General features: G+C 63.2%; 22 protein-coding genes. 15 read left to right on the forward strand and 7 right to left on the reverse strand.

All coding sequences use genetic code 11. The annotated features are described in order from the left end of the window. Positions 1 to 3 precede the first annotated feature (3 nt). The 3 genes from EN845_RS25960 to EN845_RS25970 all read right to left on the reverse strand — a co-directional run bounded on the left by EN845_RS25960 (position 4) and on the right by EN845_RS25970 (position 1,812). Positions 4 to 627: a TadE/TadG family type IV pilus assembly protein gene (locus tag EN845_RS25960; RefSeq protein ID WP_127280724.1), complete on the reverse strand. Its 624-nt coding sequence runs from the start codon at positions 625 to 627 to the stop codon at positions 4 to 6. 40 nt (positions 628 to 667) lie between these two features. Beyond that, the gene (locus EN845_RS25965; RefSeq protein ID WP_127280725.1) at positions 668 to 1,249 is read right to left on the reverse strand and encodes a TadE/TadG family type IV pilus assembly protein; all 582 of its coding nucleotides are present in this window, start codon (positions 1,247 to 1,249) and stop codon (positions 668 to 670) included. A gap of 140 nt (positions 1,250 to 1,389) precedes the next feature. Next, the gene (locus EN845_RS25970; protein WP_127280726.1) at positions 1,390 to 1,812 is read right to left on the reverse strand and encodes a pilus assembly protein N-terminal domain-containing protein; all 423 of its coding nucleotides are present in this window, start codon (positions 1,810 to 1,812) and stop codon (positions 1,390 to 1,392) included. A 359-nt stretch (positions 1,813 to 2,171) separates the two neighbouring features. On the opposite strand from EN845_RS25970, the gene EN845_RS25975 reads away from it, so the two are divergent. The 9 genes from EN845_RS25975 to EN845_RS26015 all read left to right on the forward strand — a co-directional run bounded on the left by EN845_RS25975 (position 2,172) and on the right by EN845_RS26015 (position 11,285). Further along, a complete protein-coding gene (locus EN845_RS25975; protein ID WP_056569967.1) occupies positions 2,172 to 2,348 on the forward strand; it encodes a Flp family type IVb pilin in 177 nt (58 codons plus the stop codon). Between the two features lie 186 nt (positions 2,349 to 2,534). Next, positions 2,535 to 3,053: a prepilin peptidase gene (locus EN845_RS25980; RefSeq protein ID WP_127870752.1), complete on the forward strand. Its 519-nt coding sequence runs from the start codon at positions 2,535 to 2,537 to the stop codon at positions 3,051 to 3,053. A gap of 212 nt (positions 3,054 to 3,265) precedes the next feature. Continuing rightward, positions 3,266 to 4,078: a Flp pilus assembly protein CpaB gene (cpaB, locus tag EN845_RS25985; protein ID WP_127278980.1), complete on the forward strand. Its 813-nt coding sequence runs from the start codon at positions 3,266 to 3,268 to the stop codon at positions 4,076 to 4,078. Continuing rightward, entirely contained in the window at positions 4,075 to 5,589 is a 1,515-nt protein-coding gene (locus EN845_RS25990) for a type II and III secretion system protein family protein (protein ID WP_127278981.1), read from the forward strand. The genes cpaB and EN845_RS25990 overlap by 4 nt, the downstream gene beginning before the upstream one ends. Before the next feature lie 14 nt (positions 5,590 to 5,603). Then, complete coding sequence (locus EN845_RS25995; RefSeq protein ID WP_127278982.1) at positions 5,604 to 6,335, forward strand: CpaD family pilus assembly protein; 732 nt, start codon at positions 5,604 to 5,606, stop codon at positions 6,333 to 6,335. 53 nt (positions 6,336 to 6,388) lie between these two features. Continuing rightward, positions 6,389 to 7,672 carry a CpaE family protein gene (locus EN845_RS26000; protein WP_189343568.1) on the forward strand — a complete coding sequence of 428 codons (1,284 nt, stop codon included), beginning with the start codon at positions 6,389 to 6,391 and terminating at the stop codon, positions 7,670 to 7,672. Between the two features lie 23 nt (positions 7,673 to 7,695). Then, positions 7,696 to 9,207 carry a CpaF family protein gene (locus EN845_RS26005; RefSeq protein ID WP_127870753.1) on the forward strand — a complete coding sequence of 504 codons (1,512 nt, stop codon included), beginning with the start codon at positions 7,696 to 7,698 and terminating at the stop codon, positions 9,205 to 9,207. 29 nt (positions 9,208 to 9,236) lie between these two features. Next, on the forward strand, positions 9,237 to 10,250 hold the full coding sequence (locus EN845_RS26010) for a type II secretion system F family protein (RefSeq protein WP_127278985.1): 1,014 nt from the start codon (positions 9,237 to 9,239) through the stop codon (positions 10,248 to 10,250). Positions 10,251 to 10,259: 9 nt separating this feature from the next. Next, positions 10,260 to 11,285, forward strand: a complete 1,026-nt coding sequence (locus tag EN845_RS26015) for a type II secretion system F family protein (RefSeq protein WP_127870754.1) — start codon at positions 10,260 to 10,262, stop codon at positions 11,283 to 11,285. Positions 11,286 to 11,371: 86 nt separating this feature from the next. Here the strand turns inward: EN845_RS26015 and EN845_RS26020 are convergent, their stop codons facing one another. After that, positions 11,372 to 12,202, reverse strand: a complete 831-nt coding sequence (locus tag EN845_RS26020) for a tetratricopeptide repeat protein (RefSeq protein ID WP_127870817.1) — start codon at positions 12,200 to 12,202, stop codon at positions 11,372 to 11,374. Between the two features lie 119 nt (positions 12,203 to 12,321). On the opposite strand from EN845_RS26020, the gene EN845_RS26025 reads away from it, so the two are divergent. The 5 genes from EN845_RS26025 (at position 12,322) to pdeM (ending at position 18,317) form a co-directional block, all read left to right on the forward strand. Beyond that, positions 12,322 to 13,686, forward strand: coding sequence for a M17 family metallopeptidase (locus EN845_RS26025; RefSeq protein ID WP_127870755.1), 1,365 nt, complete (start codon positions 12,322 to 12,324; stop codon positions 13,684 to 13,686). Between the two features lie 72 nt (positions 13,687 to 13,758). Beyond that, entirely contained in the window at positions 13,759 to 14,109 is a 351-nt protein-coding gene (locus EN845_RS26030; RefSeq protein WP_015319324.1) for a MarR family winged helix-turn-helix transcriptional regulator, read from the forward strand. A gap of 30 nt (positions 14,110 to 14,139) precedes the next feature. Further along, on the forward strand, positions 14,140 to 15,000 hold the full coding sequence (locus EN845_RS26035; RefSeq protein ID WP_127870756.1) for an NlpC/P60 family protein: 861 nt from the start codon (positions 14,140 to 14,142) through the stop codon (positions 14,998 to 15,000). Positions 15,001 to 15,069: 69 nt separating this feature from the next. Beyond that, the gene (locus EN845_RS26040) at positions 15,070 to 17,604 is read left to right on the forward strand and encodes a ligase-associated DNA damage response DEXH box helicase (protein WP_127870757.1); all 2,535 of its coding nucleotides are present in this window, start codon (positions 15,070 to 15,072) and stop codon (positions 17,602 to 17,604) included. Beyond that, positions 17,601 to 18,317, forward strand: coding sequence for a ligase-associated DNA damage response endonuclease PdeM (gene pdeM, locus EN845_RS26045; RefSeq protein WP_127870758.1), 717 nt, complete (start codon positions 17,601 to 17,603; stop codon positions 18,315 to 18,317). Before EN845_RS26040 ends, pdeM begins: the two co-directional genes overlap by 4 nt. 3 nt (positions 18,318 to 18,320) lie before the next feature. Here pdeM and EN845_RS26050 read toward each other — a convergent pair whose 3' ends face one another. Genes EN845_RS26050 through EN845_RS26060 form a run of 3 tightly spaced genes read right to left on the reverse strand, consistent with a single transcriptional unit; the run spans position 18,321 to position 22,921 of the window. Continuing rightward, positions 18,321 to 19,256, reverse strand: coding sequence for a DmsC/YnfH family molybdoenzyme membrane anchor subunit (locus EN845_RS26050; protein WP_127870759.1), 936 nt, complete (start codon positions 19,254 to 19,256; stop codon positions 18,321 to 18,323). A gap of 3 nt (positions 19,257 to 19,259) precedes the next feature. Beyond that, positions 19,260 to 19,994 carry a 4Fe-4S dicluster domain-containing protein gene (locus EN845_RS26055; protein WP_127870760.1) on the reverse strand — a complete coding sequence of 245 codons (735 nt, stop codon included), beginning with the start codon at positions 19,992 to 19,994 and terminating at the stop codon, positions 19,260 to 19,262. Next, positions 19,991 to 22,921 carry a molybdopterin oxidoreductase family protein gene (locus tag EN845_RS26060; RefSeq protein WP_167531468.1) on the reverse strand — a complete coding sequence of 977 codons (2,931 nt, stop codon included), beginning with the start codon at positions 22,919 to 22,921 and terminating at the stop codon, positions 19,991 to 19,993. The genes EN845_RS26055 and EN845_RS26060 overlap by 4 nt, the downstream gene beginning before the upstream one ends. Positions 22,922 to 23,200: 279 nt before the next feature. Here EN845_RS26060 and EN845_RS26065 point away from each other — a divergent pair, with 279 nt between their 5' ends. Continuing rightward, positions 23,201 to 24,097 carry a LysR family transcriptional regulator gene (locus EN845_RS26065; RefSeq protein WP_127870761.1) on the forward strand — a complete coding sequence of 299 codons (897 nt, stop codon included), beginning with the start codon at positions 23,201 to 23,203 and terminating at the stop codon, positions 24,095 to 24,097. The last annotated feature ends 1 nt before the right edge of the window (position 24,098 follow it).

A 24,098-nucleotide genomic window follows, 5' to 3' on the forward strand; every position in this document is an offset into this window, starting at 1 on the left:
CCCTCAGCAGTCGCTGCAAGGGATCGTGACGCTTCTGCGGGGGCGCAGATAATATGTTTCGCTCATCGTCATGCCTTTGGCGAGCGTCTCGATAAACCCAAGCTTCTGTTGGGTGTCTGTCGTCCAGCCGACGATCGGCTGGTAGCCCAGGGTGCTGTCGACGCGGACGAGAAAGGTCCCGGCGACCTTGAGCGCTGTCGGAACCGTAGTGGTCGAGCCCGCCGCTGCACCGACGCTGTATGCACCACTGGTCACCTTGCGTGACCACACCACCAACACCTTTGGCGTGGGATCGGTGGTGACCTGTATGGCTGTGATGGTGATGTCCGGCACCGAGCGGTTGTAGGGTTGAAGGGTTACGCTGCCGATCTTCATGATGGCATCGAGGTCCGCCTTGACGATGGTCGGCTGTTGCGTGACGAGATCGGCGACCATGCTGCCGATGCGGCTGACCTTCTTGCTCGTCTCGATGGCCTGCGAGGCCTCCATGGTCATGAAATACATGATCAGCAGGACAGGCGCGATAAGCGCGAACTCGACCGCCGCGACGCCGCGGCGATTGGACCAGAATCGGGCTGATTTGCCCCAAAGCCCCGCAATTCCCAGATGTGCCCCCGCACGCATCATACTCGTTGCCTTTTTTCTTGTTGTTGCTTCCGTGATGGCATCAATTGTCGAACGGCTCGTTCTGCCAGGTCACCGAAGCGAAATGGAGGGTTTTGTTACCTCCCATCGACTGCGCCATCAGGTTGGTCATGATGGGCCATTTGTAGAAGACCCGCAGCATGTTCCTTGACTCCGCCGCACCCGCCGTGACGGTAAAGGGCACATCCGCGCCACTTTTCGTCAGCTGAATATTACCGCCCTGAATCCTGAAGCCGGCCAGGGCCGCGTCGGCGAATGTCGTGTATTGGCGAAGATCGACGCTCAACTGATTGGGACAATCCTGGGAAACGATGATTTCCAGCTTGTCGCAGATCATGTTCTTCAAATTGTCCCCGGCGATGTCCGCGGCCTTCAACTGGCCGGTGCGCAGCCGGCGCGCGACATCGTCGGTGATGTTGGCCATCACCTCCTGGCTGGCAAACGAGATGCAGCTCTCGAGGATGGCGAACACCAGGAGTGCGAACGGTATGGCAAGCAACGCGAACTCCAGCGCCGTGCTGCCGCGTCGGTCGCGCACGAAGCGTTGGAAAGGCCCGGTACGCTCCACCTTGCGCTGATCTGTCGAGCCGAGTTCCATGCTCATGCGATGTTCCTGCCATCCCTGGACGGTGCTGACAGGTGTATTAACCCAAACCGATTGAGGTCCGGTTTGAATGATCGTTAAAGTCGGCGCGCGCGTTTTAACCAGCAGGTAACCTGGGCGATGGCGCGCTCCCGTGCCGCCTATTTGCTGACGCTCATCTCGGCTTCGGACGATTTCTCCGCATCGCTCTTGTAGGAGCTTTCGCAATAGGGCGTGCACGACATGGTCTGGACATCCGCGCGGCGGTAAATGCGAACCGACGAGGCTGCCTGGCGAACCACGGTAACCTGTGTGTCGACGATCGGGCTGCCTTCCTGGTCGAGAACGACGAGGTTGGTGACACCGAAACCCTTGCCGGTGAGCACGATCGTCGAGGCATCCTGGACGGAAGCGTCGGCGATTGCCGGGTTGCCCACGACGATCGTGTCGGCGGGGCGCGACAGTTTCACGATCTTGGCCTGATTCATGGTGACTTCGATGTCGGCGCCAGCCCTGGCGGGTGTAATCAAGCTGGCGGCGGCAAGAAGCGCGGCAATCAGGATTGAGGATCTCGGCACGGCCATCAAGGCGCTCCACGCAAGCGGACTGTTCAACGGAACATGAACGAGATTGGTGAACCAACGGTTAAGTGGGCTTGCCGCCGGCGGATGGAGCGGTCGGCATGGCTGCCCGCCTGGCCGGATGGGCGCGGGGGGTGGCAAGCTTCCCCAAGCCCTTGCCTTTTGCGGCGTTGACCCGCGAAACGAAACATTAGCCAGCGCTTAGTATGGAGTTAACCACGCACTTGGTTCGAGCCGGGAAAGGAATCGGTAAGGCTGTTTATTAAGCCGATCGAAAGAGCTTCTCCCTAGATTGGCAGCATCCGATCAACCATCACAGAAGTTGACGGAAGTGCTGTAACACGTGGAGTAGGAGCTCTCGAATGTCTAACCTTTTTGCACGTTTCGTGAAGGACGAATCCGGCGCGACCGCTATCGAATATGGTCTGATCGCCGCTCTCATCGCGCTCGCCATCATCACCGGCGCCGGCGCACTCGGCAATGCCATCAACGCCAAGTTCACTTCGATCGGCAGCACGCTGAACAGCAGCGGCAGCTAATCTGCTTATTGCCGATCGATCGGATCGCATTCAGGACAGGGGCCGCCACAGGGTGGCCCCTGTTTTATTTTACTTGTTTCGGACCGCGGCGGAACAGTCGTCTTTTCACCACTGACCTCATCAATCGTTAATCGAACCAGCCTAGATTGAGTTTCTGTGGAATCCGCACAATAGGCACAATCGCCGATGCTTGAAGCCCTGATCTTCGTCGTCTTTCCGTTCTGCATGCTGTTTGCCGCGATCTCCGACATGTTGTCGATGACGATCGCCAATCGCGTGCCGGTGCTGCTTGTCGTCGTCTTCGCCCTGGTGGCGCCGCTGACGGGCATGGACTGGGCGGCCTATGGCTGGCATTTCGCCGCCGGCGCCATCGTCCTGGCCGTGACGTTCGGCCTGTTCGCCTTGGGTGGCATGGGCGGTGGCGATGCCAAGCTGCTGGCCGCCACGGCCGTGTGGATGGGGCTCAACGTGCAACTCGTCGAATATCTTGTCGCCTCGACAATCATCGGCGGCCTTCTGACGATCGCGATCCTGCTTTACCGGAAATCGCCGCTGGCGGTTTTCACCGGACGCAATCCATTCCTGCGGCATTTCGCGGAAGAGTCGGCCGGTGTTCCCTACGGGATCGCGCTCGGCCTTGGTGGCCTGCTGACCTACCCGGACTCGCCTTTGATGGTGTGGGCGCTGGCAAGGCTGGCGAGCTGAATTCATCAAATTTTTCGTGGGCTGACATGGCTTACACGCCGGCTTTACGGAGCGGCGGCCCAGCCTTTCCGCGCATCGCGGCGCGATCCGTCCAATTTATGTAAACCTTAAATTAATCACGATCGTAAGCATTGCATTAACCTTGTTTTGACGATTGCCGCTGCAAAGTCCGGCTTGGCTACGTGGTTTGCCAAGGGCGAGGGTTCGGACAGATGCCAGCATCCCGATTGATTATTCTGAGCGTGGCGGTGGCCGCGGCGGGCGGTGCTGGCTATGTGGCGAAAAACATGGTCGCTCCGCCGCCTCAGGTCGTCGTCGATTCTGGCCCCCAGGCGCCCGCGGTGTCCCTGCAGGACGTGCTTGTGCTCTCGGGCGATGTCGCAATGGGCAACGCGCTCGAGAACAACATAGCCTGGCAATCCTGGCCCGCTGACGGCATCAACGCGAATTTCATCACCAAGGCCACCGCTCCCGATGCTTTGGAGAAACTCAAGGGGTCGATTGCCCGCGTGGCGATGTACGCGGGCGAGCCGGTGCGGCGCTCCAAGCTGATCGGCGAGGGACAAAGCTTCATGTCGTCCATCCTGCCTTCCGGCATGCGGGCGGTCGCAACGACGATATCGGCGGACACTTCGGCCGGCGGCTTCATCCTTCCAAACGATTTCGTCGACGTCATCATGACCCGCAGGGCCGATGCCAGCACCGGTGGCGCCGGCTTCAACACCGAGACCATCCTCAAGAATATCCGCGTCCTGGCGATCGACCAGACCATCCAGGAGGACGAGGAAGGCAAGAAGACCAGGGTGGGCCAGACCGCCACGCTGGAGCTGACCCCCAAACAGGCGGAGATCATCACCGTTGCCCAGCAGATGGCGGATCGCCTGACTCTGGCGCTGCGGGCGATCGCTGACACCCAGGAAAAGAATGTGGATGAGGCCGACTATCTCGTTTCCGGCAATGGCCGCCGGGGAACGGTGAGGCTGATCAAGTCGGGCGAAGTCTCCGAAGTAGGAGCAAGAAAATGAGGCTAAGCGCTAAACTGCCGGCCATCCTAGCCACGGCATTCGGCCTGCTGCTCGTCGGAGCGAATGTGCAGGGCGTCGAGGCGAAGAGCACGCAGGTGTCGGCCACGACAGCCACCCAGCGCGTCAAGCTTGGCCTCAACAAGTCGGTGGTCATAGACCTGCCGAGCGATGCCTATGACATTCTTGTCGCCAATCCCTCCGTTGCCGACGCGGTGACCCGCACCGCAAGGCGTATCTACCTCTTCGGCAAGGCGGTCGGCGAAACCAACATCTTCGTCTTTGGGCCGAACGGCGAACAGATCGCCAGCCTGGATCTGGCCATCGAGCGCGACGTCGCCGGCCTGGAGGATTATATCAAGCGCTTCCTTCCGACCTCGGCCGTCAAGGTTGAACTGCTGAATGACAACGTGGTTCTGACCGGCACCGTGGATACACCCTTGGATGCCAAGCGTGCCGAACAGCTGGCAAACATGTTTGTGTCCGGCGGTGAAGCGACGACGGGACAATATTCGCAGACCGCTGCCGGCGGCTCGGCCCAGAGCGGTGTCGACATCAACAACCCTGACCAGGAGCGCCGCGTCAGCCAAATCGTCAATTTGCTGCAGATCATCGGTGACGATCAGGTCACGCTGAAGGTGACGGTCGCCGAAGTCAGCCGTTCGGTGATGAAGCAGCTCGGTGTCAACATGGTCGGCAGCGGCGGCAGCAACGGCATCAGCTACGGCGCGCTCAGCGACAATTTCACCGGCCTCGGCAAGCAACTGTCGAATTCCGGCTTCACGATCGGCGCCTCGGGGTTGCAGGCCTATATCAACGCCATGGAACAGTCCGGGGTCATGAAGACGCTGGCCGAGCCGACCCTGACTGCTGTTTCTGGCGAGAAGGCGACGTTCCGGGTTGGCGGTGAATACAACATGGTGAGCGGCGTCACCGCGAACGTATCGACCGACAACCAGACCGGCCTGAAGAACTATACCATCGACAAGATCGAATATGGCATCGGCCTGGAGTTCCAGCCGGTGGTGCTGTCTCCCGGTCGCATCAGCCTGAAAGTCAGAACGTCGGTCTCCGAGCCGACCACCGAAGGGTCCGTTTCGCTGTCCTCGGGTGTGACGAGTCCCGGCACGAATATCCTGTCTCTGCGCAAGCGTCTTGCCGATACGACCGTGGAACTGCCCTCCGGCGGCTCCATGATGATCGCTGGCCTTGTTCGCGACGATGTCAGGCAGGCCATCAACGGCTTGCCCGGGCTGACGAAGATTCCAGTGCTCGGCGCGCTCTTCCGCAGCAGGGATTTCGTGCGCAACGAGACCGAGCTCGTCATCATCATCACGCCCTATCTGGTGAAGCCGGTGGCGCGCAATGAGCTGGCCAAGCCGGACGACAATTTCAACCCGCCGAGCGACGGCGCCGGCATGTTCCTTGGGCGCGTCAATCGCGTCTACGGCACCATGCAGACCGACAGGCCCAACGGCCGCTATCACGGCGTTGTCGGCTTCATCTACAAGTGAACGGGAAAGCGGACATGTCTCAGTCAGCACTTAAGGCAAGGACCATGGCGATGCGCTCCGGCCGTTCTCGGATAGGCCTGCGAGCGCTTCCGATCATGGCGGTGGCGGTGTCGGCTCTGCTGGCCGGTTGTGCCCAGCGCGACAGCGTTACCGTCGGCGCCATCCCCGACGACTATCGCACCAATCATCCGATCGTCATCGCCGAGAAAAACCAGAAGATCGATCTTCCTGTTGGCGCCGGTGACCGCGGCATGACCGGCTCGCAGCGCGACACGCTCCTGGGTTTCCTCGACGGCTATGACAAGAGTGCCGCTCCGACATTGACGATCCAGATTCCAAGCGGATCGGCCAACGAAGTCGCCGCAACGGCGGCCGGCCATGATTTCGCTCGGCTCGCGTTCGCTGCCGGGATCAAGCGCGACCGGATCGTCGTGGTCTCCTATCAAGCGGGATCGAGCGAGGCATCAGCCCCGGTTCGCGTCTCCTACATCGCGGTGAGGGCACAGACCGACAAATGCGGTCGTTGGCCCGCTGACCTGGTGGAGACGTCGGAGAACAAGCACTACGCCGATTTCGGCTGCTCCTATCAGAACAATCTTGCCGCCCAGGTGGCCAATCCGGGAGATCTTCTCGGGCCGCGCAAGTCCACCACTATTGATGCGGCCAATCGCAGCAAAGCCATCGGTGTCTACCAAGACAGGGGCATTTCGGATGAATTCCTCGGCAACTCGGAAGTGACTTACTAAGCCGCCCTCGGAAAGAAGCGACGTCAGGAACAGGCCACGGAAAGAGCATGACCATGAGCAACCTTGCCTATGACGCCACCGTGGAGGGCGGTGATACCTCGCTGCAGGACGTCGCCGCGATGCAGGCGTTGCGGCCGGTTCCGCGTATTTCGATCCAGGCATTCTGCGAGACGGAGGGCGTTGCCAATCCGGTCCAGCGCGCCGGCGAGGACCGCCGCATGACCAAGGCGCATCTCAAGGTCCATATGGGCGGCGTCCCCACGGCAATCGAGTTCTACCAGTCGGCGCCGACACCGAACCTGATCCTGCTGGAATCGCGCAGCGAACCCAAGCAATTGCTGGAGCAGCTCGCCCAGCTTTCGGAATATTGCGATCCATCCTCGAAAGTGGTGGTGATCGGCCATTACAATGATGTTGGTCTCTATCGCGAGCTCATCCGCTCCGGCATCTCCGAATATGTCATCGCGCCGGTGTCGATGGCCGACGTCGTCAGCGTCGTCTCGTCGATCTTCGTCGATCCGGAAGCTGAACCGCTCGGTCGCTCGGTCGCCTTCGTCGGCGCCAAGGGTGGCGTCGGCTCTTCCACGATCGCCCACAATGTTGCCTGGGCAATGTCCTCCCTGTTCAAATCCGAGGTCGTTGTGGCCGACCTCGATCTCGCCTTCGGCACCGCCAACATCAATTTCGATCAGGATCCGGCCCAAGGCATCGCCGAGGCTGTGTTCTCGCCCGAGCGCATCGACGAAGTCTATCTCGACCGGCTGCTGACCCAATGCGCCGAGCATCTGTCGCTGCTCGCGGCGCCCTCGACGCTGGAACGCGTCTACGACTTCGATCCCGACGCCTTCGCGCAACTTGTCGATACCGCGCAGCGCAGCGTGCCGCTCCTTGTTCTCGACGTTCCCCATGTCTGGACGGGATGGGCCAAGAACACGCTGGTCAAGGCCGACGAAATCGTCATCACGGCGACGCCGGAGCTGGCCAATCTGCGCAACACAAAGAACCTGGTCGACATGCTCAAGCGGCTTCGCCCGAACGACCCGCCGCCGAAATTGATCATCAACCAGGCCGGCATACCCAAGCGGCCGGAGATCTCGCCATCCGATTTCGCCGAGCCGCTCGGCCTGACGCCGATGTCGGTCATCGGCTTTGATCCCTTGCTGTTCGGCAATGCCGCGAACAACGGGCGCATGCTGGGCGAGATGGATGCCAAGAACCCGGTTGTGGCCACGATCAACGAGATTGCTCATGTGCTGACCGGCCGCAGCGAAATCAGGGCGAAAAAGAAGGCTGGCCTGGGCAGTCTGCTCGGCAAGCTCTCGCGCAACAAGAAGTGACGAAATGGGGTCGGTAGTCGGTCATGTTCGGTAAAAGAGGCAACGACGACGGCAACCGGTTCAAGCCGGAATTTCGCCAGCCGGCGCCGGCACCGGCGCCGGTCGCGCCGGCCGCCGCGGTTTCGGTGGACACAGCGGTTCTTGCCCGGCCCGCGGCCACGCCGCAGCCGAGCGCGCCTGTCGCGCCACCCGCCAGGCGCGCGGTCGAGGCGCCACCGATGGCGCCGGAACCGAGGAGAGGCCGCGAAAAGAGCGAAACCTATTACGATACCAAGAGCCAGGTTTTCTCGGCCCTGATCGATACGATCGACCTGTCGCAACTCGCCAAGCTCGATCCCGAAAGCGCCCGCGAGGAAATCCGCGACATCGTCAACGATATCATCGCGATCAAGAACTTCGCGATGTCGATCGCCGAGCAGGAAGAACTGCTCGAGGACATCTGCAACGACGTGCTTGGCTATGGGCCGCTTGAGCCGCTGCTCGCGCGCGACGACATCGCCGACATCATGGTCAACGGGTCCAAGAACGTCTACATCGAAGTCAACGGCAAGGTCGAACAGACCGGCATCCGCTTCCGCGACAACCAGCAGTTGCTCAACATCTGCCAGCGCATCGTCAGCCAGGTCGGCCGCCGCGTCGACGAATCCAGCCCGATCTGCGACGCCCGTCTTCCCGACGGATCGCGGGTCAACGTCATTGCACCGCCGCTGGCCATCGACGGCACCGCGCTCACCATCCGCAAATTCAAGAAAGACAAGCTGACGCTCGACCAGCTGGTCAAGTTCGGCGCCATCTCTCCGCAGGGAGCCGAAGTTCTCAAGATCATCGGCCGCGTCCGCTGCAACATCGTCATTTCGGGCGGCACCGGCTCCGGCAAGACGACATTGCTCAATTGCCTGACCAACTACATCGACCGTGATGAGCGCGTCATCACCTGCGAGGACTCGGCCGAACTGCAACTGCAGCAGCCGCATGTCGTGCGCTTGGAAACGCGTCCCCCCAACCTCGAGGGCGAGGGCGAGGTGACGATGCGCGACCTGGTCAAGAACTGCCTGCGCATGCGGCCCGAACGCATCATCGTCGGCGAAGTGCGCGGACCCGAGGTCTTCGACCTTCTGCAGGCGATGAACACCGGCCATGACGGCTCGATGGGAACGATCCACTCCAACAGCCCGCGCGAATGCCTGAACCGCATCGAATCCATGATCGCCATGGGCGGCTATTCGCTGCCGCAGAAAACCGTGCGCGAAATCGTCGTCGGCTCCATCGACGTGATCATCCAGGCGGCTCGCCTGCGCGATGGATCGCGCCGCATCACCCATATCACCGAAGTGATCGGGATGGAGGGCGACGTCATCATCACGCAGGATATCGTCCTCTACAACATCAAGGGCGAGGACGCCAACGGCAGGTTGCTGGGTGAACACGTCTCGACCGGCATCGGCCGCCCCCATTTCTGGGAGCGGGCTCGATACTATGGCGAGGAGCAGCGTCTCGCCACGGCGCTCGAAGCCATGGAGAAACGTGCTGACTGACGCATCCGCGGGCGTGAAGGTTCAGGTCGATGTTTGGAATTGACGGCACCGTATTGGCGTTTGTCGTGCTCGCCGGCTTCAGCGCCGGCGCGGTCGCCTATGCATTTCTGTTCAACCAGATCAGCAATGAGAAACAGGCCGGAAAGCGGCTTGAAACGATCAAGGCCGCCGAAACGGACCGCTCTGTCGTCAAGGCGACGCGCGACCGCGCGGCGGACGCGGCCAAGCGCCGTAAATCGGTGCAGGATTCCCTGAAGGAGCTCGACGAGAAGCAGAAGACCAAGGACACCGCCGTCAAGAAGCCGCCGCTGAAAGCCCAGCTTCGCCAGGCTGGGATGAAGGTGCCGATCGAGCGTTTCTATATCTATTCGGCCATATGCGGCCTCGCGCTGACAATCGTCGCGTTCATGGTCGGTGCGCCGATGATCGTATTGCCCGGTATATTGCTCGCCGGAGCGCTCGGCTTGCCGCGTTGGTTCGTTTCTTTTCGTCGTACCCGCCGCGTCAAGGCGTTCCTCAACGAATTTCCAAACGCGCTCGATATCATCGTCCGGGCGGTCAAGTCCGGCCTGCCGCTGAACGACGCCGTGCGCCTGATCGCCAATGAATCCCCTGAGCCCGTGAAGACCGAGTTTCGCCGAATAGTCGATTCGCAGCAGATGGGCCTGTCGATCCCCGACGCGACCTTGCGCATGCCCGAAACCATGCCATGCACCGAGGCGAGTTTCTTCGGCATCGTCATCCAGATCCAGTCGCAGGCCGGCGGAAATCTCTCCGAGGCGCTGGGCAACCTTTCGCGCGTGTTGCGCGACCGCAAGAAGATGAAGGCCAAGGTCGCGGCACTGTCGATGGAAGCGAAAGCATCCGCCGCCATCATCGGCGCCTTGCCTTTCATCGTCGCCTTTCTCGTCTATCTCTCCAGTCCCAACTATTTGATGCCGCTGTTCACGACCAGCGTCGGTCATCTAATACTCGGTTTCGCCGCCGTCTGGATGTCGATCGGCATCTTCGTGATGCGCAAGATGATGAACTTCGAAGTCTAGGACCGCGGCATGACCGAACAAGTCATCAAATCACTGACGGATCCCAGCTTCCTGATTGCGCTGCTGGTCGCCATCGCCGTGTTCGCAACCGTCTTTACGCTGCTGCCGGCGATCGGCGGAAACCAGCTCAAGGCGCGCATGAAGTCGGTCGCGCTGGAGCGTGATGAGCTTCGCGCCAAGCAGCGCGCGCGGCTCGCGAACGAGGCCGATCGCCGCCGCAAGGGTCTGCGCGAGCAACAGTCGGTCGGCATGCGCAACATTGTCGACCGGCTCGATCTGCGGCGTGCGTTGGCCGACGAGGCCACCTTGCAAAAGCTCAAGGTTGCCGGCTTTCGCGGGCAGAATCCGCTAACGCGATTTCTGTTCTTCCGCCTGGTGCTTCCTTTCGTCGGCTTCGCGCTCGGTCTGTTCTATATCTTCGTGCTCGGCGGATTGCCCGACAAGCCATTGGTGATCCGGCTGTTCGTCTGCGTCCTGGTTGCCTATGGCGGCTTCTACGCGCCGGTCCTCTACGTCAACAACCGCGCGACCAAGCGCAAGCAGTCGATCCAGATGGCGTGGCCGGATGCGCTCGACCTGATGCTGATCTGCGTGGAGTCCGGCATGTCGGTGGAAGCCGCGCTGCGCAAGGTCGCCGACGAGATCGGCGCGCAGTCGGTGGCCCTGGCGGAAGAATTCATCCTGACCAACGCCGAACTCTCCTATCTGCAGGAACGCAAGCAGGCTTATGAGAACCTGGCCGGCCGCACGGGACTGGAATCGGTCAAGTCGGTGTCGCAGGCGCTCGTCCAGGCCGAGCGCTACGGCACGCCGGTGGCGCACGCGCTGCGCGTGCTTGCCAGCGAAAGCCGCGACATGCGCATGAACGCCGCCGAAAAAAAGGCCGCCGCCCTGCCGCCCAAGCTCACCGTGCCGATGATCTTGTTCTTCCTGCCGGTGCTGTTCGCCATCATCCTGGGGCCGGCGGGCATCCAGGTCAGCCAGCGCGGCATCTTCGGCGATCACTCCGGCGGGGCCGCGTCGACCAGCCAGTAGACCAACGCAGAACTCGTCTGCGCAAACAAAAAGCCGCGCTGCAGGGGGGCGCGGCTTTTCTACGATTTTCGGTAAGCTCGAGGTGATCAGTTGGTGGCGGTTTTCGGCAGTTTCGCCTTGTCCTGATCCTTGAGCTGGCTCCAGGCGTTCTGCTGGGCCAGCATCTGCCTGAGATAGGCAACATTGGCCTGTGCCTGTTCGGGCGAAAGTTCCTGCGAGGCGATCTTCTCGGCTTCGTCGAAACGGCCCTGCAGGCCGACAACGAGTGCCAGGTTCTGGCGTACCCGGCTGTCGGCGTTCGGTTGCTGGGCGGCCGACCGCATATAGGTCTCGGCGGTGCGCAGATCCCCTTCCAGCACATAGGACATGCCGAGATTGGAAAGGACCGAAGGCTCGTTGGGCTTGAGTTCGAGCGCCTTGCGGTAAAGCTGGCGCGCATCATCCTTCTGGTTGAGCTGGTCAAGTATGGCCGCTTCGGCGGAGACCAGCCTCCAGTCGGGATATTCCGGCGTCTGCGCGCGGCGCACCGCGTCGAGCGCCGCCTCGAACTGGCCGTTGGCGGCCAGCGCCTTGCCATAGGCGGCGAGTACGTCGCGGTCCTTCGGATAGGCGATCGCCAGCTTGCGCATCACCGCAAGCGACTGGTCGGCATCGCCATCCATCTGCAGCGCCGCCGCGAAGTTGGTCGCGATGCGCTTGTCGTTGGGGTTCCTGGCGTAGGATTGGCCGAGTGCGGCGGTGGCATTGTGCAGTTCTCCCGCCGACATCGTCTCCAGTGGCTTGCCGCTGGTGCGTCCGATCGAGCCGGTGGTGAGCTTGTCGGTCGCGCATCCCGCGACACCTGCCGCGAGCGCCAGCATGAATGCCGTGGTGATGAGCCGTTTTCCCCGGATGTCTATCGTGCGGTTGGTCGGCATCGGCACCCTGGGCCTCCATTCATGCGCGTGGCCATCTTCCCTCCAGCAGAAATATTCTGTTAACCCTAACGGAGGGTTAAGAAGCGCCGACTCGGGCGAGTCGGCAGGAGAAACATCTGATGGCTGTGGAACTGGTCGAGAACAAGCTGAAGAACCCACTGCCGGTCCATCTGGTCGGCAGGGACGGCCTGGAGGCGGCCGGTCTGTCGCCGTCTATTGTCGCTTGGGCCAGGGCAAACGGCTTTTCCGGCGAGGCCGGCAGGACGCTGGCCGTGCCCGGCGAGAACGGAGCGCTCGGCGGCGCCATGTTCGGACTTGGCGACGGCGAGGGCGCGCTCGGCCTGGGCGCGCTGTCGAAAACCTTGCCGGAAGGCGACTGGCACTTCGCCTCGGCGCCGGCCGAGCCGGAGTTGGCGGCGATCACGTTGGCGCTCGGCGGCTATGTCTTTACCCGCTACGGCAAGAAGCCGGGCAAGGCGCTGCGCTTCGAATTGCCGGCCGGCGTCGATGCGCAGCGCGTTCGCCGCATCGCCGATGGCGTTTTCCTGACGCGCGATCTGATCAACACACCGACCAACGATATGGGGCCGGACGATCTGGAGAGGGCAGTGCGGGCCTTGGCTGGGACCCACAAGGCCGAAGTCTCCGTCATCAAGGGTGAAGACCTGCTCACACAGAATTTCCCGATGATCCACGCCGTCGGTCGTGCCTCGTCCGGCGCGCCGCGCTTGATCGACATGACATGGGGGCAGCAAGGCGCGCCGAAGGTCACCCTGGTCGGCAAGGGTGTCTGCTTCGACACTGGCGGCCTCGACATCAAGCCGTCCTCGGGCATGCTGTTGATGAAGAAGGACATGGGCGGCGCCGCCAATGTGCTTGGCTTGGCTTCGATGATCATGGCCGCCGGGCTCAACGTACGGCTGCGGGTGCTGATCCCCGCGGTCGAGAATTCGATTGCCGGCAACGCTTTCCGGCCCGGTGACGTGCTGGCGAGCCGCAAGGGCATATCAGTCGAGATCGGCAACACGGACGCCGAGGGGAGGCTGGTGCTGGGCGATGCGCTGGCGCTGGCCGACGAGGAGGAACCGCGGCTCCTGGTCGACATGGCGACCCTGACCGGAGCCGCCCGCGTCGCGCTCGGCCCCGACCTGCCGCCCTTCTACACCGATGACGAGGCGCTTGCCTCGGAGCTGGCGGCGGCATCGCTGGCGGTCGAGGATCCGCTGTGGCGCATGCCGCTATGGCGGCCCTACGATGCGAAACTGTCGTCGAAGATCGCCGACATCAACAACGTCACCACGGACGGTTTCGCCGGTTCCATCACCGCGGCGCTGTTCCTCAAGCGCTTCGTCGAGAAGGCCGCGAGCTGGGCGCATTTCGATATCTTTGCCTGGAACCCCGCCGATCGCCCCTACGGCCCCGCCGGTGGCGAGGCGCAAGGCATCCGGGCGCTGGAGCGGATCATCTCGACGCGTTATGGCTGATGGCCGCAACCAGAGCCGGCAAATTGCTGAAACTGAAACGGAACCGAAACAATTTGCCGTCATGATGGCGCGATGTCGATTGCGATGCGCCCGAGCCAGGCCTTGCGACTGTGGCAGCAAGTGATGCTGTCACAGGTGCGCGAGGATGCGCCCGATCTCACCATGCGTCAGACGGCGATCCTGTTCACCATCTATCTCGATCCGCCGCCGCATACGGTGCGCGGTCTTGCCGCCCGCCTCAACGTCACCAAGCCGGTCATCACACGTGCGCTCGATACGATGGGCGCGCTGAAACTGGTGTCGCGCCATCGCGACGAGCTCGACAAGCGCAATGTCCTGATCAAGCGCACCGTTGAAGGCGCGCTCTTTGTCGAGCGCTTCGGCGATGGTATCATTGCCAAGGCCCACGAACTGCCGATCTGACTATATGCCCATTCAACAGGGTTGCCGATTTTGACCGCTCACGACGCACGCCTTCATGCTTTCCGCTCCGATCTCGCCGATGCCAGGTTGAAAGGAGAAGTCGCTGCCGACCGTTTCGTCACGGGTCGGCCAGCGCGGATTTCGGTGCCTGTGGCCGATATCCGGAAGGCGCCGAAGCCGGATTCGGGCGTCAACACGCAAGCTCTGTTCGGCGACGATGTCCTTGTTTTCGAAGACAGAGAAGGCTGGGCTTGGATCCAGGCCCAGCGAGACGGCTATGTCGGCTATGTCGCCGACACCATGCTGGGCGGGCGGGACCATGCGTCCACCCATATCGTCTCGGTGCCGCGTACGTTCCTTTATCCCGGTCCGGATCTGCGCTTTCCGATCGCCGGGCAACTGTCGATGGGATCGACCGTAACGGTGACGGGTGCCGCGGAAACACGCGGCACGCACTATGCCCTGCTGCCGTCGGGTGAAGCCATGATCGCTGGCCATCTGCGGCCGATCGGCGAAGTGGCCGGCGACTATGTGTCCGTGGCCGAGACGTTTCTCGGCACGCCCTATCTGTGGGGCGGTGTTTCCGGCTTCGGCATCGATTGCTCCGGCCTGGTGCAACTGGCCATGCGCATGGCTGGCAGCGAGGTGCTGCGCGATTCCGACATGCAGGCCGCTTCGGTCGGCGAGCCGCTCGAGCCGGGCGCCGATTTTTCGGGGTTGCGACGTGGTGACCTGGTGTTCTGGAAAGGTCACGTCGCCATCATGACCGACGCCCAAACCATGATCCACGCCAACGGCCACACCATGCTGGTATCGCGCGAAGGGCTGAAGGAAGCGGTCGCCCGCATCGGCTATCTCTATGGCGGACCGACGGGGTTTCGGCGGCCGTAAGGCTTTTTTCGATCCCCTTTTGTTCCGATTCTGCTTGGCGATTGCGCGCCGCCGCGCTACCTCTGGCGGGTGACCGAGCTGCCGCGCCTCGCCGACCAGAATGCCGCCGTCGTCTTGCCCGAGCCATTCGTAAAATGGTTCGGCGAGAAGGGCTGGTCGCCGCGCGCGCATCAGATCGAACTGCTGGCGAAAGCCCAGGCCGGGCAATCGGTGCTGTTGATCGCGCCGACCGGCGCCGGCAAGACGCTGGCCGGCTTCCTGCCGTCGCTGACCGAACTGGCCGTCAGGCCGAGGCGAAAACCAGGCCAGGCGCGGCGCGGCATCCACACGCTGTACATCTCGCCGCTGAAGGCACTGGCCGTCGACATCGAGCGCAATCTCGGCAAGCCGGTCGAGGAGATCGGCCTGCCGGTCACCATCGAAACGCGCACCGGCGACACCCCCGCCCACAAGCGCCAGCGCCAGAAGCTTGCGCCGCCCGACATCCTGCTCACCACACCAGAGCAACTGGCCTTGCTGATCGCGGCAGGCGATGCGAGGCGCTTCTTCGAGGATTTGCGCTATGTCGTGCTCGACGAATTGCATTCGCTGGTGACGTCGAAGCGCGGCCATCTGCTGGCGCTTGGGCTGGCGCGGCTGCGCAGCTTCGTCCCTGGCCTGCAGACGATCGGGCTGTCGGCGACGGTGGCCGAGCCGGACGAATTGCGGCGCTGGCTGGTCAGCCAGAACCCACCCGGTGACATGGCGGAATTGATCACCGTGACGGGTGGGGCGAAGCCCGAAATCTCGATCCTCGATTCCGAGGAGCGCGTGCCGTGGGCGGGGCACTCGGCGCGCTACGCCACGCCGGAAATCTACCGCGAGATCAAGCGCCACAAGACGACCTTGCTGTTCGTCAACACGCGCAGCCAGGCGGAGCTGCTGTTCCAGGAGTTGTGGCGGGTCAACGAGGACACCTTGCCGATCGCCCTGCATCATGGCTCGCTCGACGTCGCCCAGCGCCGGCGTGTCGAAAAGGCAATGGGCGACAACGCATTGCGCGCCATCGTCGCCACCTCGACGCTCGATCTCGGCATCGACTGGGGCGATGTCGACCTGGTCGTGCATGTCGGCGCGCCAAAGGGGGCCAGCCGGCTGGCGCAGCGCATCGGCCGCGCCAACCACCGCATGGACGAGCCGTCGAAGGCGATCCTGATTCCCGCCAACCGTTTCGAGGTGCTGGAATGCCGGGCCGCGCTCGACGCCAATTATCTCGGTGCGCAGGATACGCCGCCGCTGGTCAATGGCGGGCTCGACGTGCTGGCGCAGCATGTGCTGGGCTGCGCCTGCGGCGCACCGTTCCGCGCCGATGACCTCTATGAAGAGGTGCGAACGGCGGCACCCTATGCCGGCCTCGATCGTCCGACCTTCGACCGTGTCATCGATTTCGTCGCCACCGGCGGCTACGCGTTGAAGAATTACGAGCGCTACGCCCGCATCCGCCTGAACAAGGATGGGATGTGGCGCGTATCCAATCCGCGCGTCGCCCAGCAATACAGGCTGAATGTCGGCACCATCATCGAGGTGCCGGCGCTCAATGTGCGCTACGTCAAGGCCGGCAGCAAAGGCGCGGCGTCGCACGGCGGCCGCGTCCTCGGCAAGATCGAGGAGGCATTCCTGGAAACCTTGACGCATGGCGACACCTTCATGTTTGCCGGCAAGGTGCTGCGTTTCGAAGGCATCCGCGAGAATGAATGCTTCGTCTCGAACGCGCCCGGCAGCGACGCCAAGGTGCCCTATTATGGCGGCGGCAAGTTCCCGCTCTCGACCTACCTGGCCGAGCAGGTCCGCATCATGCTGGACGATCCGCAGCGTTGGAAGAAGCTGCCGGAGCAGGTGGCCGACTGGCTGCGGTTCCAGTCGGACAAATCGATGCTCCCCAAGCGCGACGATTTGCTGATCGAGACTTTTCCGCGCGGCAACCGCCATTATCTGGTCGCCTATCCCTTCGAGGGCAGGCTGGCGCACCAGACGCTTGGCATGCTGCTCACCCGTCGCCTCGACAGGGCAGGCGCCAGGCCGCTCGGCTTTGTCGCCACCGACTATGCCTTGGCCATATGGTCGCTGGGCGACATGAGCGCCATGTTCAAAGCCAGGAAACCTTCACTCGGCGCGCTCTTCGATCAGGATATGCTGGGCGATGATCTCGAAGCCTGGCTGGCCGATAGCTGGCTTCTCAAACGCACCTTCCGCAACTGCGCGCTGATCTCGGGCCTGATCGAAAAACGCCACCCGGGCCAGGAGAAGAGCGGCCGCCAGGTCACGGTGTCGACCGACCTGATCTACGATGTGCTGCGCAGCCATGAGCCGGACCACATCCTGCTTCAGGCGACGCGTGCCGATGCGGCGACCGGCCTGCTCGATGTCAGCAGACTTGCGGACATGCTCTCGCGCATCCAGGGTCGAATCATGCATAAGGCGCTCGAACAGATATCGCCGCTTGCCGTGCCGATCATGCTCGAGATCGGCAAGATGCCGGTCAATGGCGAGGCCGATGAAACGCTGCTGATGGATGCTGCGACGCTGGTCGAGGAGGCCATGGGGCCCGGGATGGTTGACGAATGACCTTTTCGCTGGCGCGCGCATCGCTGATCGCCGAGGCCGACCTTGTCGGCATCGCGGGCGCGCGCGCGGTCTGCGATCCGCGCGGCGTGCTCTATTTTCCCGAGCTCAAGCTGTTGACAGTATCGGACCTGCATCTGGAGAAGGGCTCGTCGCTGGCCAGGCGCGGCACACTGATCCCGCCCTACGATACCGGCGCGACCCTGCTGCGGTTGCAGGCGGTGATATCGGACTACCAGCCGTCGATCGTCATCAGCCTGGGTGACAGTTTCCACGACGGCGGCGGCGCCAAGCGCATGCATTCGAGCTTTCGCGAACGGCTGGAAGCGCTGATGGCAGGCCGTGACTGGTTCTGGGTCGCCGGCAATCACGACCCGGAGGCGCCGGCGGACCTGCCCGGCGAGACCGTGCGGGAACTGGCCATAGGTTCCCTGCTGTTCCGGCACGAGCCGTCGAAGGTGCGGGTCGAGGGCGAGATTTCAGGCCACCTGCATCCCTGCGCGCGCATCGTGCAGCAAGGCCGTTCGGTGCGCAGGCGCTGCTTTGCCGGCGACGGCGGCCGCATGATCATGCCGGCCTTCGGCGCCTATACCGGTTCGCTCAACGTGCTCGACCGCGCCTATGCCGGCCTGTTCCGGCTGGAAACGCTGATGGCCTATATGCTTGGCACTGACCGCATCTTCGCCATTTCGCGCTCGATGCTGCGGCCCGGCTGAGATTTATCGCCCGTAATAGAGCGTGACGCTGTGCTTCGCCTCGGCGAAGAACAGCCAGCGTTCGACCAGCATGCCGCCGAATTGGACGATCGCGGCAAGTACTGACGCCGCCACTGCAAAGGGCCAGGGGAAGGCGAAGCTGGCGGTGAGCAGCAGGACGGGCAGGGCAAAAGCCAGCGCTTGCGTGATCAGCCGCAGCTTCGCGCTATGCTTGCGGGCGATGCGAAAACCCATTTCCTTGAGCAGGTAGTTTTCCTCGGTATGGGGCCATTCCAGCGACCGTACCGTGCCGCCGGCGAGACCGGTGGCGGTGTTGGCATTGGTGGGGATTTCAAGCCTGTCATTGTGGCGCCAGGTCGCCAGCTTCCAGCCCCAGCCGAGCAAGGTCAGCAGTGCCGAAGCCGCAAACAGGATCATCGAGCCGCGCGCGAAACCCTGCAGCAGCGCGTTCAGAAGCACGCCGCCGCTCATCGCCGAGAAGATGAGGTAGCCGGGCAAGGTGTAGGGGCTGTGCCACTGGGCGATGGGCTTCAGCGAAGCGTAGATCATGCCGGTCATGCAGACGGTGACGATGGCGCCGATCGCGGCCAGCAGTCCCGCCGCCGCCACCCAGCCGTCGAGGCGGCCGAGCACGACCCAGCCAAGGCCGAACAGGCCGGCTGGAACGAAGGTGGCGACCGAGGCGACGCCTTCGCGCGAGAGCCAGGAACTGCGCCACTGCGAAAAGGCCCGCCAGGCCCGCTCCGGCCGGCCGAGATGGCCGGTCGAGGACAGCAATCCGGCACTGATCAGGCCGAGCGACAGCCCCATGCCGGCCAGGCCGAGCCAGAAGTCGGGCGCGATGACGCCGGCTGCGCCCAGCACGCCGAGCAACGCCAGCAGGCCGTAGCCGGCGCCCGTGGCGGTGGTGAAGAAGACGACCGAGAAGGCGGGATGCATGGGCTAGTTCGAAAGCATGCGGTCGACCCAGCCGAGAAAGCCGCCCTCGGCCCGCACCGGCTCCAGCGCCTTCGCCGGCACCGATGCGGCGCGTTGCGTGTGCGCGCGCGGCGGCAGGTATTTGTTGGTCGGGTGATAGCCGAGCTCCGGCATCAGATCGACGCCGCCGCGCTCCGCCACCAATTGCGACACAGCCGATGCGGGATCGCCGAGATCGCCGAAATGCCTGGCGCTGGTCGGACAAGCGGCAACACAGGCCGGCACACGATCCTCCTCGGCCAGATTGTCATTGTAGATGCGGTCGACGCAGAGCGTGCACTTCTTCATCACGCCGACATCACTGTCGAATTCGCGCGCGCCATAGGGGCAGGCCCAGCTGCACAATTTGCAGCCGATGCATTTGCTCTCGTCGATCAGCACGATGCCGTCCGAGGCCCGCTTGTAGGAAGCGCCGGTCGGACAGACGGTGACGCAGGCCGGCGTCTCGCAATGCAGGCAGGAGCGCGGGAAGTTGACCGTGCGCCCGCCCATCTCGGTGCTGTGCTCGTAACTGTGCACGCGGTTGAACCAGACGCCGTCGGCATGGCCGCCATAGGGGTCGATGTCGGTCAGCGGCGCCATGTGGCCGCCGGTGTTCCATTCCTTGCAGGCGGTGACGCAGGCCTGGCAGCCGACGCAGGTGTCGAGGTCGATGACGAGACCGAGCCTTTTGTCCGTGTGAGAGGGCAAGCAGGTCATTCGGCGGCTTCTCTCTTTTGGCGAAATTCGGCGCCGAAGCGAAGTATGTCCGGCACGGGCTCGACATTTGGCGGCTGGTGGAAACGCTCGAATTGCGGTTCGGTGAAGCCGGCCTCTTCCGCCGCGCATTTGACGATGCGGACCCTGAGATCGAACCATGCCGCCTGGCCGGTCACCGGATCGGAATTCGAATAGCGCCTGCCGTTGGCATCGGCAGAGGTCTGGTCGCCGATAATGTGGTTGAGCAGGAAGCCGCGATTGCTTTCGGCGGCATCATCCTTCAGGCCCCAGCTGCCGCGCCGTTTGCCGATGGCGTTCCAGGTCCACACCGTGCTTTCGTTGACCCCGTCGACCAGCTTGATCTGCCCCTTCACCCGCCCGTTGATGCTTTCGACCCACACCCAGTCGTCGTCGGCGAGGCCGAGGCCGGCGGCCGTCCGGTGGTGCACGAACAGCCGGTTCTGGCTGGTGATTTGCCTGAGCCACGCATTCTGCGAACCCCAGGAATGGTACATGTGCATCGGCCGCTGCGTCAGCGCGTGCAGCGGATATTTTTCGAGATCGACGATCGCTTCCTCGAACGGCATGTACCAGAACGGCAGCGGATCCATGTAGGTCTCGATGCGGTCGCGCTCCGATTGCGGAGGCCGCACCTTGCCATGTCCGCGCGCGGCCAGCCGAAAACGCTGCATCGGTTCGGAATAGAGCTGGAAGACGACCGGCTCGGCCTTGGGGATGAAGCCCAGTTGCACCGCGAAGTCGAGATAGGAGCGGTTGGCCATCTTGTAGTAGCGCTGGTCGTCATTGAAGTCGTGATGCCAGAAACCGCCATTGTCGATGTAGCGCTGCAACTGGTTGGGGTTGACGTCGCCCTTGCCGATCGAGATTTCGTCCTTGCCGCGCCAGCCGGCGAGCGGGCCGATGCCGGGCGTGCGTTCGTGATTGACGATGTAGTCGGCGTAGTCGCGGTACTTCGCCGAGCCGTCGTCCTCGACGAAGCCCGGCAAGCCAAGCCGCGCGCCGAGTTCGATCAGCACCGACTGGAACGCCCTGACGTCGCGGTCGGGCTCGACGACGGGATGGCGGATGGCGTCGCCCGGCCCGTCGGCGTGGCTGATCGGCCGGTCGAGCAGGCTGATGCAGTCATGGCGCTCGAGATAGGTGGTGTCGGGCAGCACGAGGTCGGCGAACGGTACGGTCTCGGAATAATAGGCGTCGGAATAGATGATGAAGGGGATCCTGTAGTTGCCCGCTTCATCACGGTCGGTGAGCATGGCCATGGTCTCGACCGTGTTCATCGACGAATTCCACGCCATGTTCGACATGTACATCAGCAGCGTGTCGATCGGGTACGGGTCGCCGGCCCAGGCGTTGCGGATGACGGTGTGCATCAGACCATGCGCCGCAAGTGGCGAATCCCAGGAATAAGCCTTGTCGATGCGCAGCGGCGTGCCGGCCTCATCGACCAGCAGATCGTCGGGTCCACAAACGAAACCGAGGGGCATGCCGTCGAGCGGCGTCATCGGCCTCACGTCCTTGCCGCAGGGCTTCGGACCCGGCGGGGCGGACCGGGGGTAGGGCGGCTTGAAGCGGAAGCCGCCAGGCACGTCCACGGTTCCGAGAAGCACCTGCAGCAGGTGAATGGCCCGGCAGGTATGGAAGCCGTTGGAATGGGCGGAGATGCCGCGCATGGCATGCATCGAAACAGGTCGGCCCTTGATCGTCTCATGCCGGCGCCCGGCCCAATCGGTCCAGGCGACCGGCAGTTCGATCACCTCTTCGAAGGCGACATGTGCAAGTTCGGCGGCGATCCGGCGGATCGTATCGGCGGCAATGCCGCAACGCCCGCCGACCGCGTCGGGTGCGTAGCTCTCGTCGAGATAGCGGTCCGCAATGAGCTGGAACACCGGAACGCACCTGCGCCCGTCGACCGTGAAGCTGCCGGTCAGTGCCGGTTTTGCATCTGGCTCGGTCGCGTTGACGGAGGTCTTCGCCACTCGGTCCCAAGCGACAAGAGTGCCGTCGCCGTCGCGCAGAAAAAGCCCATCATCGACCGCGCCAGGCTCCTGGATAACCAGGACATGCGCGTTGGTGTAGCGGAGCAGATAATCGAGATCGACGCGGCCGGCCTTCAAGAGTTCGTGGATGAGCGCGAACACGAACATGCCGTCAGTGCCGGGTCGGATGCCGATCCAGTCATCGGCGATCGCATTATAACCGGTCCGGCAGGGATTGATCGACACCACCTTGGCGCCGCGCGCCTTGAGCTTGCCCAGTCCGATCTTGATCGGGTTGGAGTCATGGTCCTCGGCGACGCCGAACAGCATGAAGTATTTCGTGTTGTCCCAATCGGGCTCGCCGAACTCCCAGAACGAGCCGCCGATCGTGTAGAGGCCACCGGCTGCCATGTTGACCGAACAGAAGCCGCCATGGGCAGCGAAGTTCGGCGTCCCGAACTGGCTCGCCCACCAGCCTGTCAAGGATTGCGACTGGTCACGTCCGGTGAAGAAGGCGAGTTTTTTCGGATCGGTCCGGCGGATCTTCAACAGCCGCTCGGTCGCGATCGCGAAGGCTTCATCCCACTCGATCTCGCGGAACTCACCCGAGCCGCGCGGGCCGGTGCGCAAGAGCGGCTTCTTCAGCCGGGCCGGGCTGTAGTGCTGCATGATGCCGGAGCTGCCCTTGCCGCAGATCACGCCGCGATTGACCGGATGGTCCTTGTTGCCGTTGATGTAGCGGACCTTGCCATCCTTGATGTGCACGTCGATGCCGCAGCGGCAGGCGCACATGTAGCAGGTCGTCTTGGCGATGCCGTCGGAAACATCTGGCGAGGTGTCGACGCCGTCGCCTTCATCGGGCGCCCGCGTGTCGGCAAGCGGGCGTTGCGAGGGGGCCGAATTGGCGCCGCGCGGCGGTCCTTGCATCATGATCCCGGGGGTGCTCGCGCGGCCGGCGGATTTGGCGCGCGTCTTCGGTCCGGGGCCGCGCATGTAATGCTCTTCGGGGTGATATCGATCACCAGCCAATCGCCGCCGGATGCCGCGGGTCCAATGCGCAAGCAGGGATCTGAACCGCCCGATCATTTTGCTCTCTGCGATCTGCAGGCCAATTTTTTCTAACTTCAGCTGAAAAAGTAGAATAAACCTATCGATCCGTCTAATCAGTTGTTCTTGTAAATTCGATCGATATTGGTTCTTAATGCAGGCATGACCCTGGACCAGTTGCGCATTTTCGTCGCCGTTGCCGAGCGTGGCCACATGACCAAGGCAGCAGAGCTTCTCGGTATATCCCAGTCGGCCGCGTCGGCCGCCATTCGCGCGCTGGAAGAGCAGCACGGTGTCCATCTGTTCAACCGCGTCGGCCGCAACATAGAGCTGGCCCAGACCGGCCACCGGTTCCTGCCCGAGGCCAAGGCCGTGCTGGAGCGGGCTGCCGCCGCCCGCAACGTGCTGGAACATGTTTCGCAGACGGTCGCCGGCAGCCTCTCGATCGCCGCCAGCCTGACCATCGCCAGCTACTGGCTGCCGCGCCGGCTGGCCTCCTTCCACGAGGCCTATCCGGCCGTCAGGCTGAGCGTCACCATCGGCAACACAAGGCAGGTCGAGGCCAGCGTGCTCGATGGAACCGCCGATCTCGGCCTGGTCGAAGGGCGCACCGAATCCGACATATTGCGCCGCGCCAAGGTCGATACCGACCGGTTGATGCTGGTCGTTGCCAGTTCCCATCCGCGGATCGCCGAAATCGCGCCGGGCCGCCCCGACATCACCGGCCTGCGCTGGATCATCCGCGAGGGCGGCTCCGGGACGCGCGAGGTGCTGGAGGATCTGGCGCGGCGCGAGGGGATTTCACTTGCCGACCTGCAGATATTCCTGGTGCTGCCCAGCAACGAGGCGGTTCGCCAGGCCGTCGAAGCAGGCGCCGGCGCCACCATCATTTCGGAGCTGGTCGTCGGGCGCGCGGTCGCCGAGGGGAGCCTGAGAGCCGTGCCGATCGAATTGCCGAAGCGCGACTTCGCCATGATCACCCATCGCGACCGCCAGGCAAGCCTGGCCCAGATGGCGCTGAAGGCGCATCTGGCTGCAGAGATGAACGGGTCAGGGTAGG

It is taken from the genome of Mesorhizobium sp. M8A.F.Ca.ET.202.01.1.1 (genome assembly GCF_004791595.1).
GTDB lineage: Bacteria > Pseudomonadota > Alphaproteobacteria > Rhizobiales > Rhizobiaceae > Mesorhizobium.

Bases quoted from the DNA above. Each gene is read 5' to 3' on its own strand.
- EN845_RS26065 (WP_127870761.1), top strand. From the start codon at position 23,201: ATGACCCTGGACCAGTTGCGCATTTTCGTCGCCGTTGCCGAGCGTGGC.
- EN845_RS25980 (WP_127870752.1), top strand. From the start codon at position 2,535: ATGCTTGAAGCCCTGATCTTCGTCGTCTTTCCGTTCTGCATGCTGTTT.
- EN845_RS25960 (WP_127280724.1), bottom strand. From the start codon at position 627: ATGATGCGTGCGGGGGCACATCTGGGAATTGCGGGGCTTTGGGGCAAA.
- EN845_RS26010 (WP_127278985.1), top strand. From the start codon at position 9,237: ATGTTTGGAATTGACGGCACCGTATTGGCGTTTGTCGTGCTCGCCGGC.
- pdeM (WP_127870758.1), top strand. From the start codon at position 17,601: ATGACCTTTTCGCTGGCGCGCGCATCGCTGATCGCCGAGGCCGACCTT.
- EN845_RS26050 (WP_127870759.1), bottom strand. From the start codon at position 19,256: ATGCATCCCGCCTTCTCGGTCGTCTTCTTCACCACCGCCACGGGCGCC.
- EN845_RS26030 (WP_015319324.1), top strand. From the start codon at position 13,759: ATGTCGATTGCGATGCGCCCGAGCCAGGCCTTGCGACTGTGGCAGCAA.
- EN845_RS25965 (WP_127280725.1), bottom strand. From the start codon at position 1,249: ATGAGCATGGAACTCGGCTCGACAGATCAGCGCAAGGTGGAGCGTACC.
- EN845_RS25990 (WP_127278981.1), top strand. From the start codon at position 4,075: ATGAGGCTAAGCGCTAAACTGCCGGCCATCCTAGCCACGGCATTCGGC.
- EN845_RS26060 (WP_167531468.1), bottom strand. From the start codon at position 22,921: ATGATGCAAGGACCGCCGCGCGGCGCCAATTCGGCCCCCTCGCAACGC.
- cpaB (WP_127278980.1), top strand. From the start codon at position 3,266: ATGCCAGCATCCCGATTGATTATTCTGAGCGTGGCGGTGGCCGCGGCG.
- EN845_RS26025 (WP_127870755.1), top strand. From the start codon at position 12,322: ATGGCTGTGGAACTGGTCGAGAACAAGCTGAAGAACCCACTGCCGGTC.
- EN845_RS25995 (WP_127278982.1), top strand. From the start codon at position 5,604: ATGTCTCAGTCAGCACTTAAGGCAAGGACCATGGCGATGCGCTCCGGC.
- EN845_RS25970 (WP_127280726.1), bottom strand. From the start codon at position 1,812: ATGGCCGTGCCGAGATCCTCAATCCTGATTGCCGCGCTTCTTGCCGCC.
- EN845_RS26015 (WP_127870754.1), top strand. From the start codon at position 10,260: ATGACCGAACAAGTCATCAAATCACTGACGGATCCCAGCTTCCTGATT.
- EN845_RS26005 (WP_127870753.1), top strand. From the start codon at position 7,696: ATGTTCGGTAAAAGAGGCAACGACGACGGCAACCGGTTCAAGCCGGAA.
- EN845_RS26020 (WP_127870817.1), bottom strand. From the start codon at position 12,202: ATGCCGACCAACCGCACGATAGACATCCGGGGAAAACGGCTCATCACC.
- EN845_RS26055 (WP_127870760.1), bottom strand. From the start codon at position 19,994: ATGACCTGCTTGCCCTCTCACACGGACAAAAGGCTCGGTCTCGTCATC.
- EN845_RS26000 (WP_189343568.1), top strand. From the start codon at position 6,389: ATGAGCAACCTTGCCTATGACGCCACCGTGGAGGGCGGTGATACCTCG.
- EN845_RS25975 (WP_056569967.1), top strand. From the start codon at position 2,172: ATGTCTAACCTTTTTGCACGTTTCGTGAAGGACGAATCCGGCGCGACC.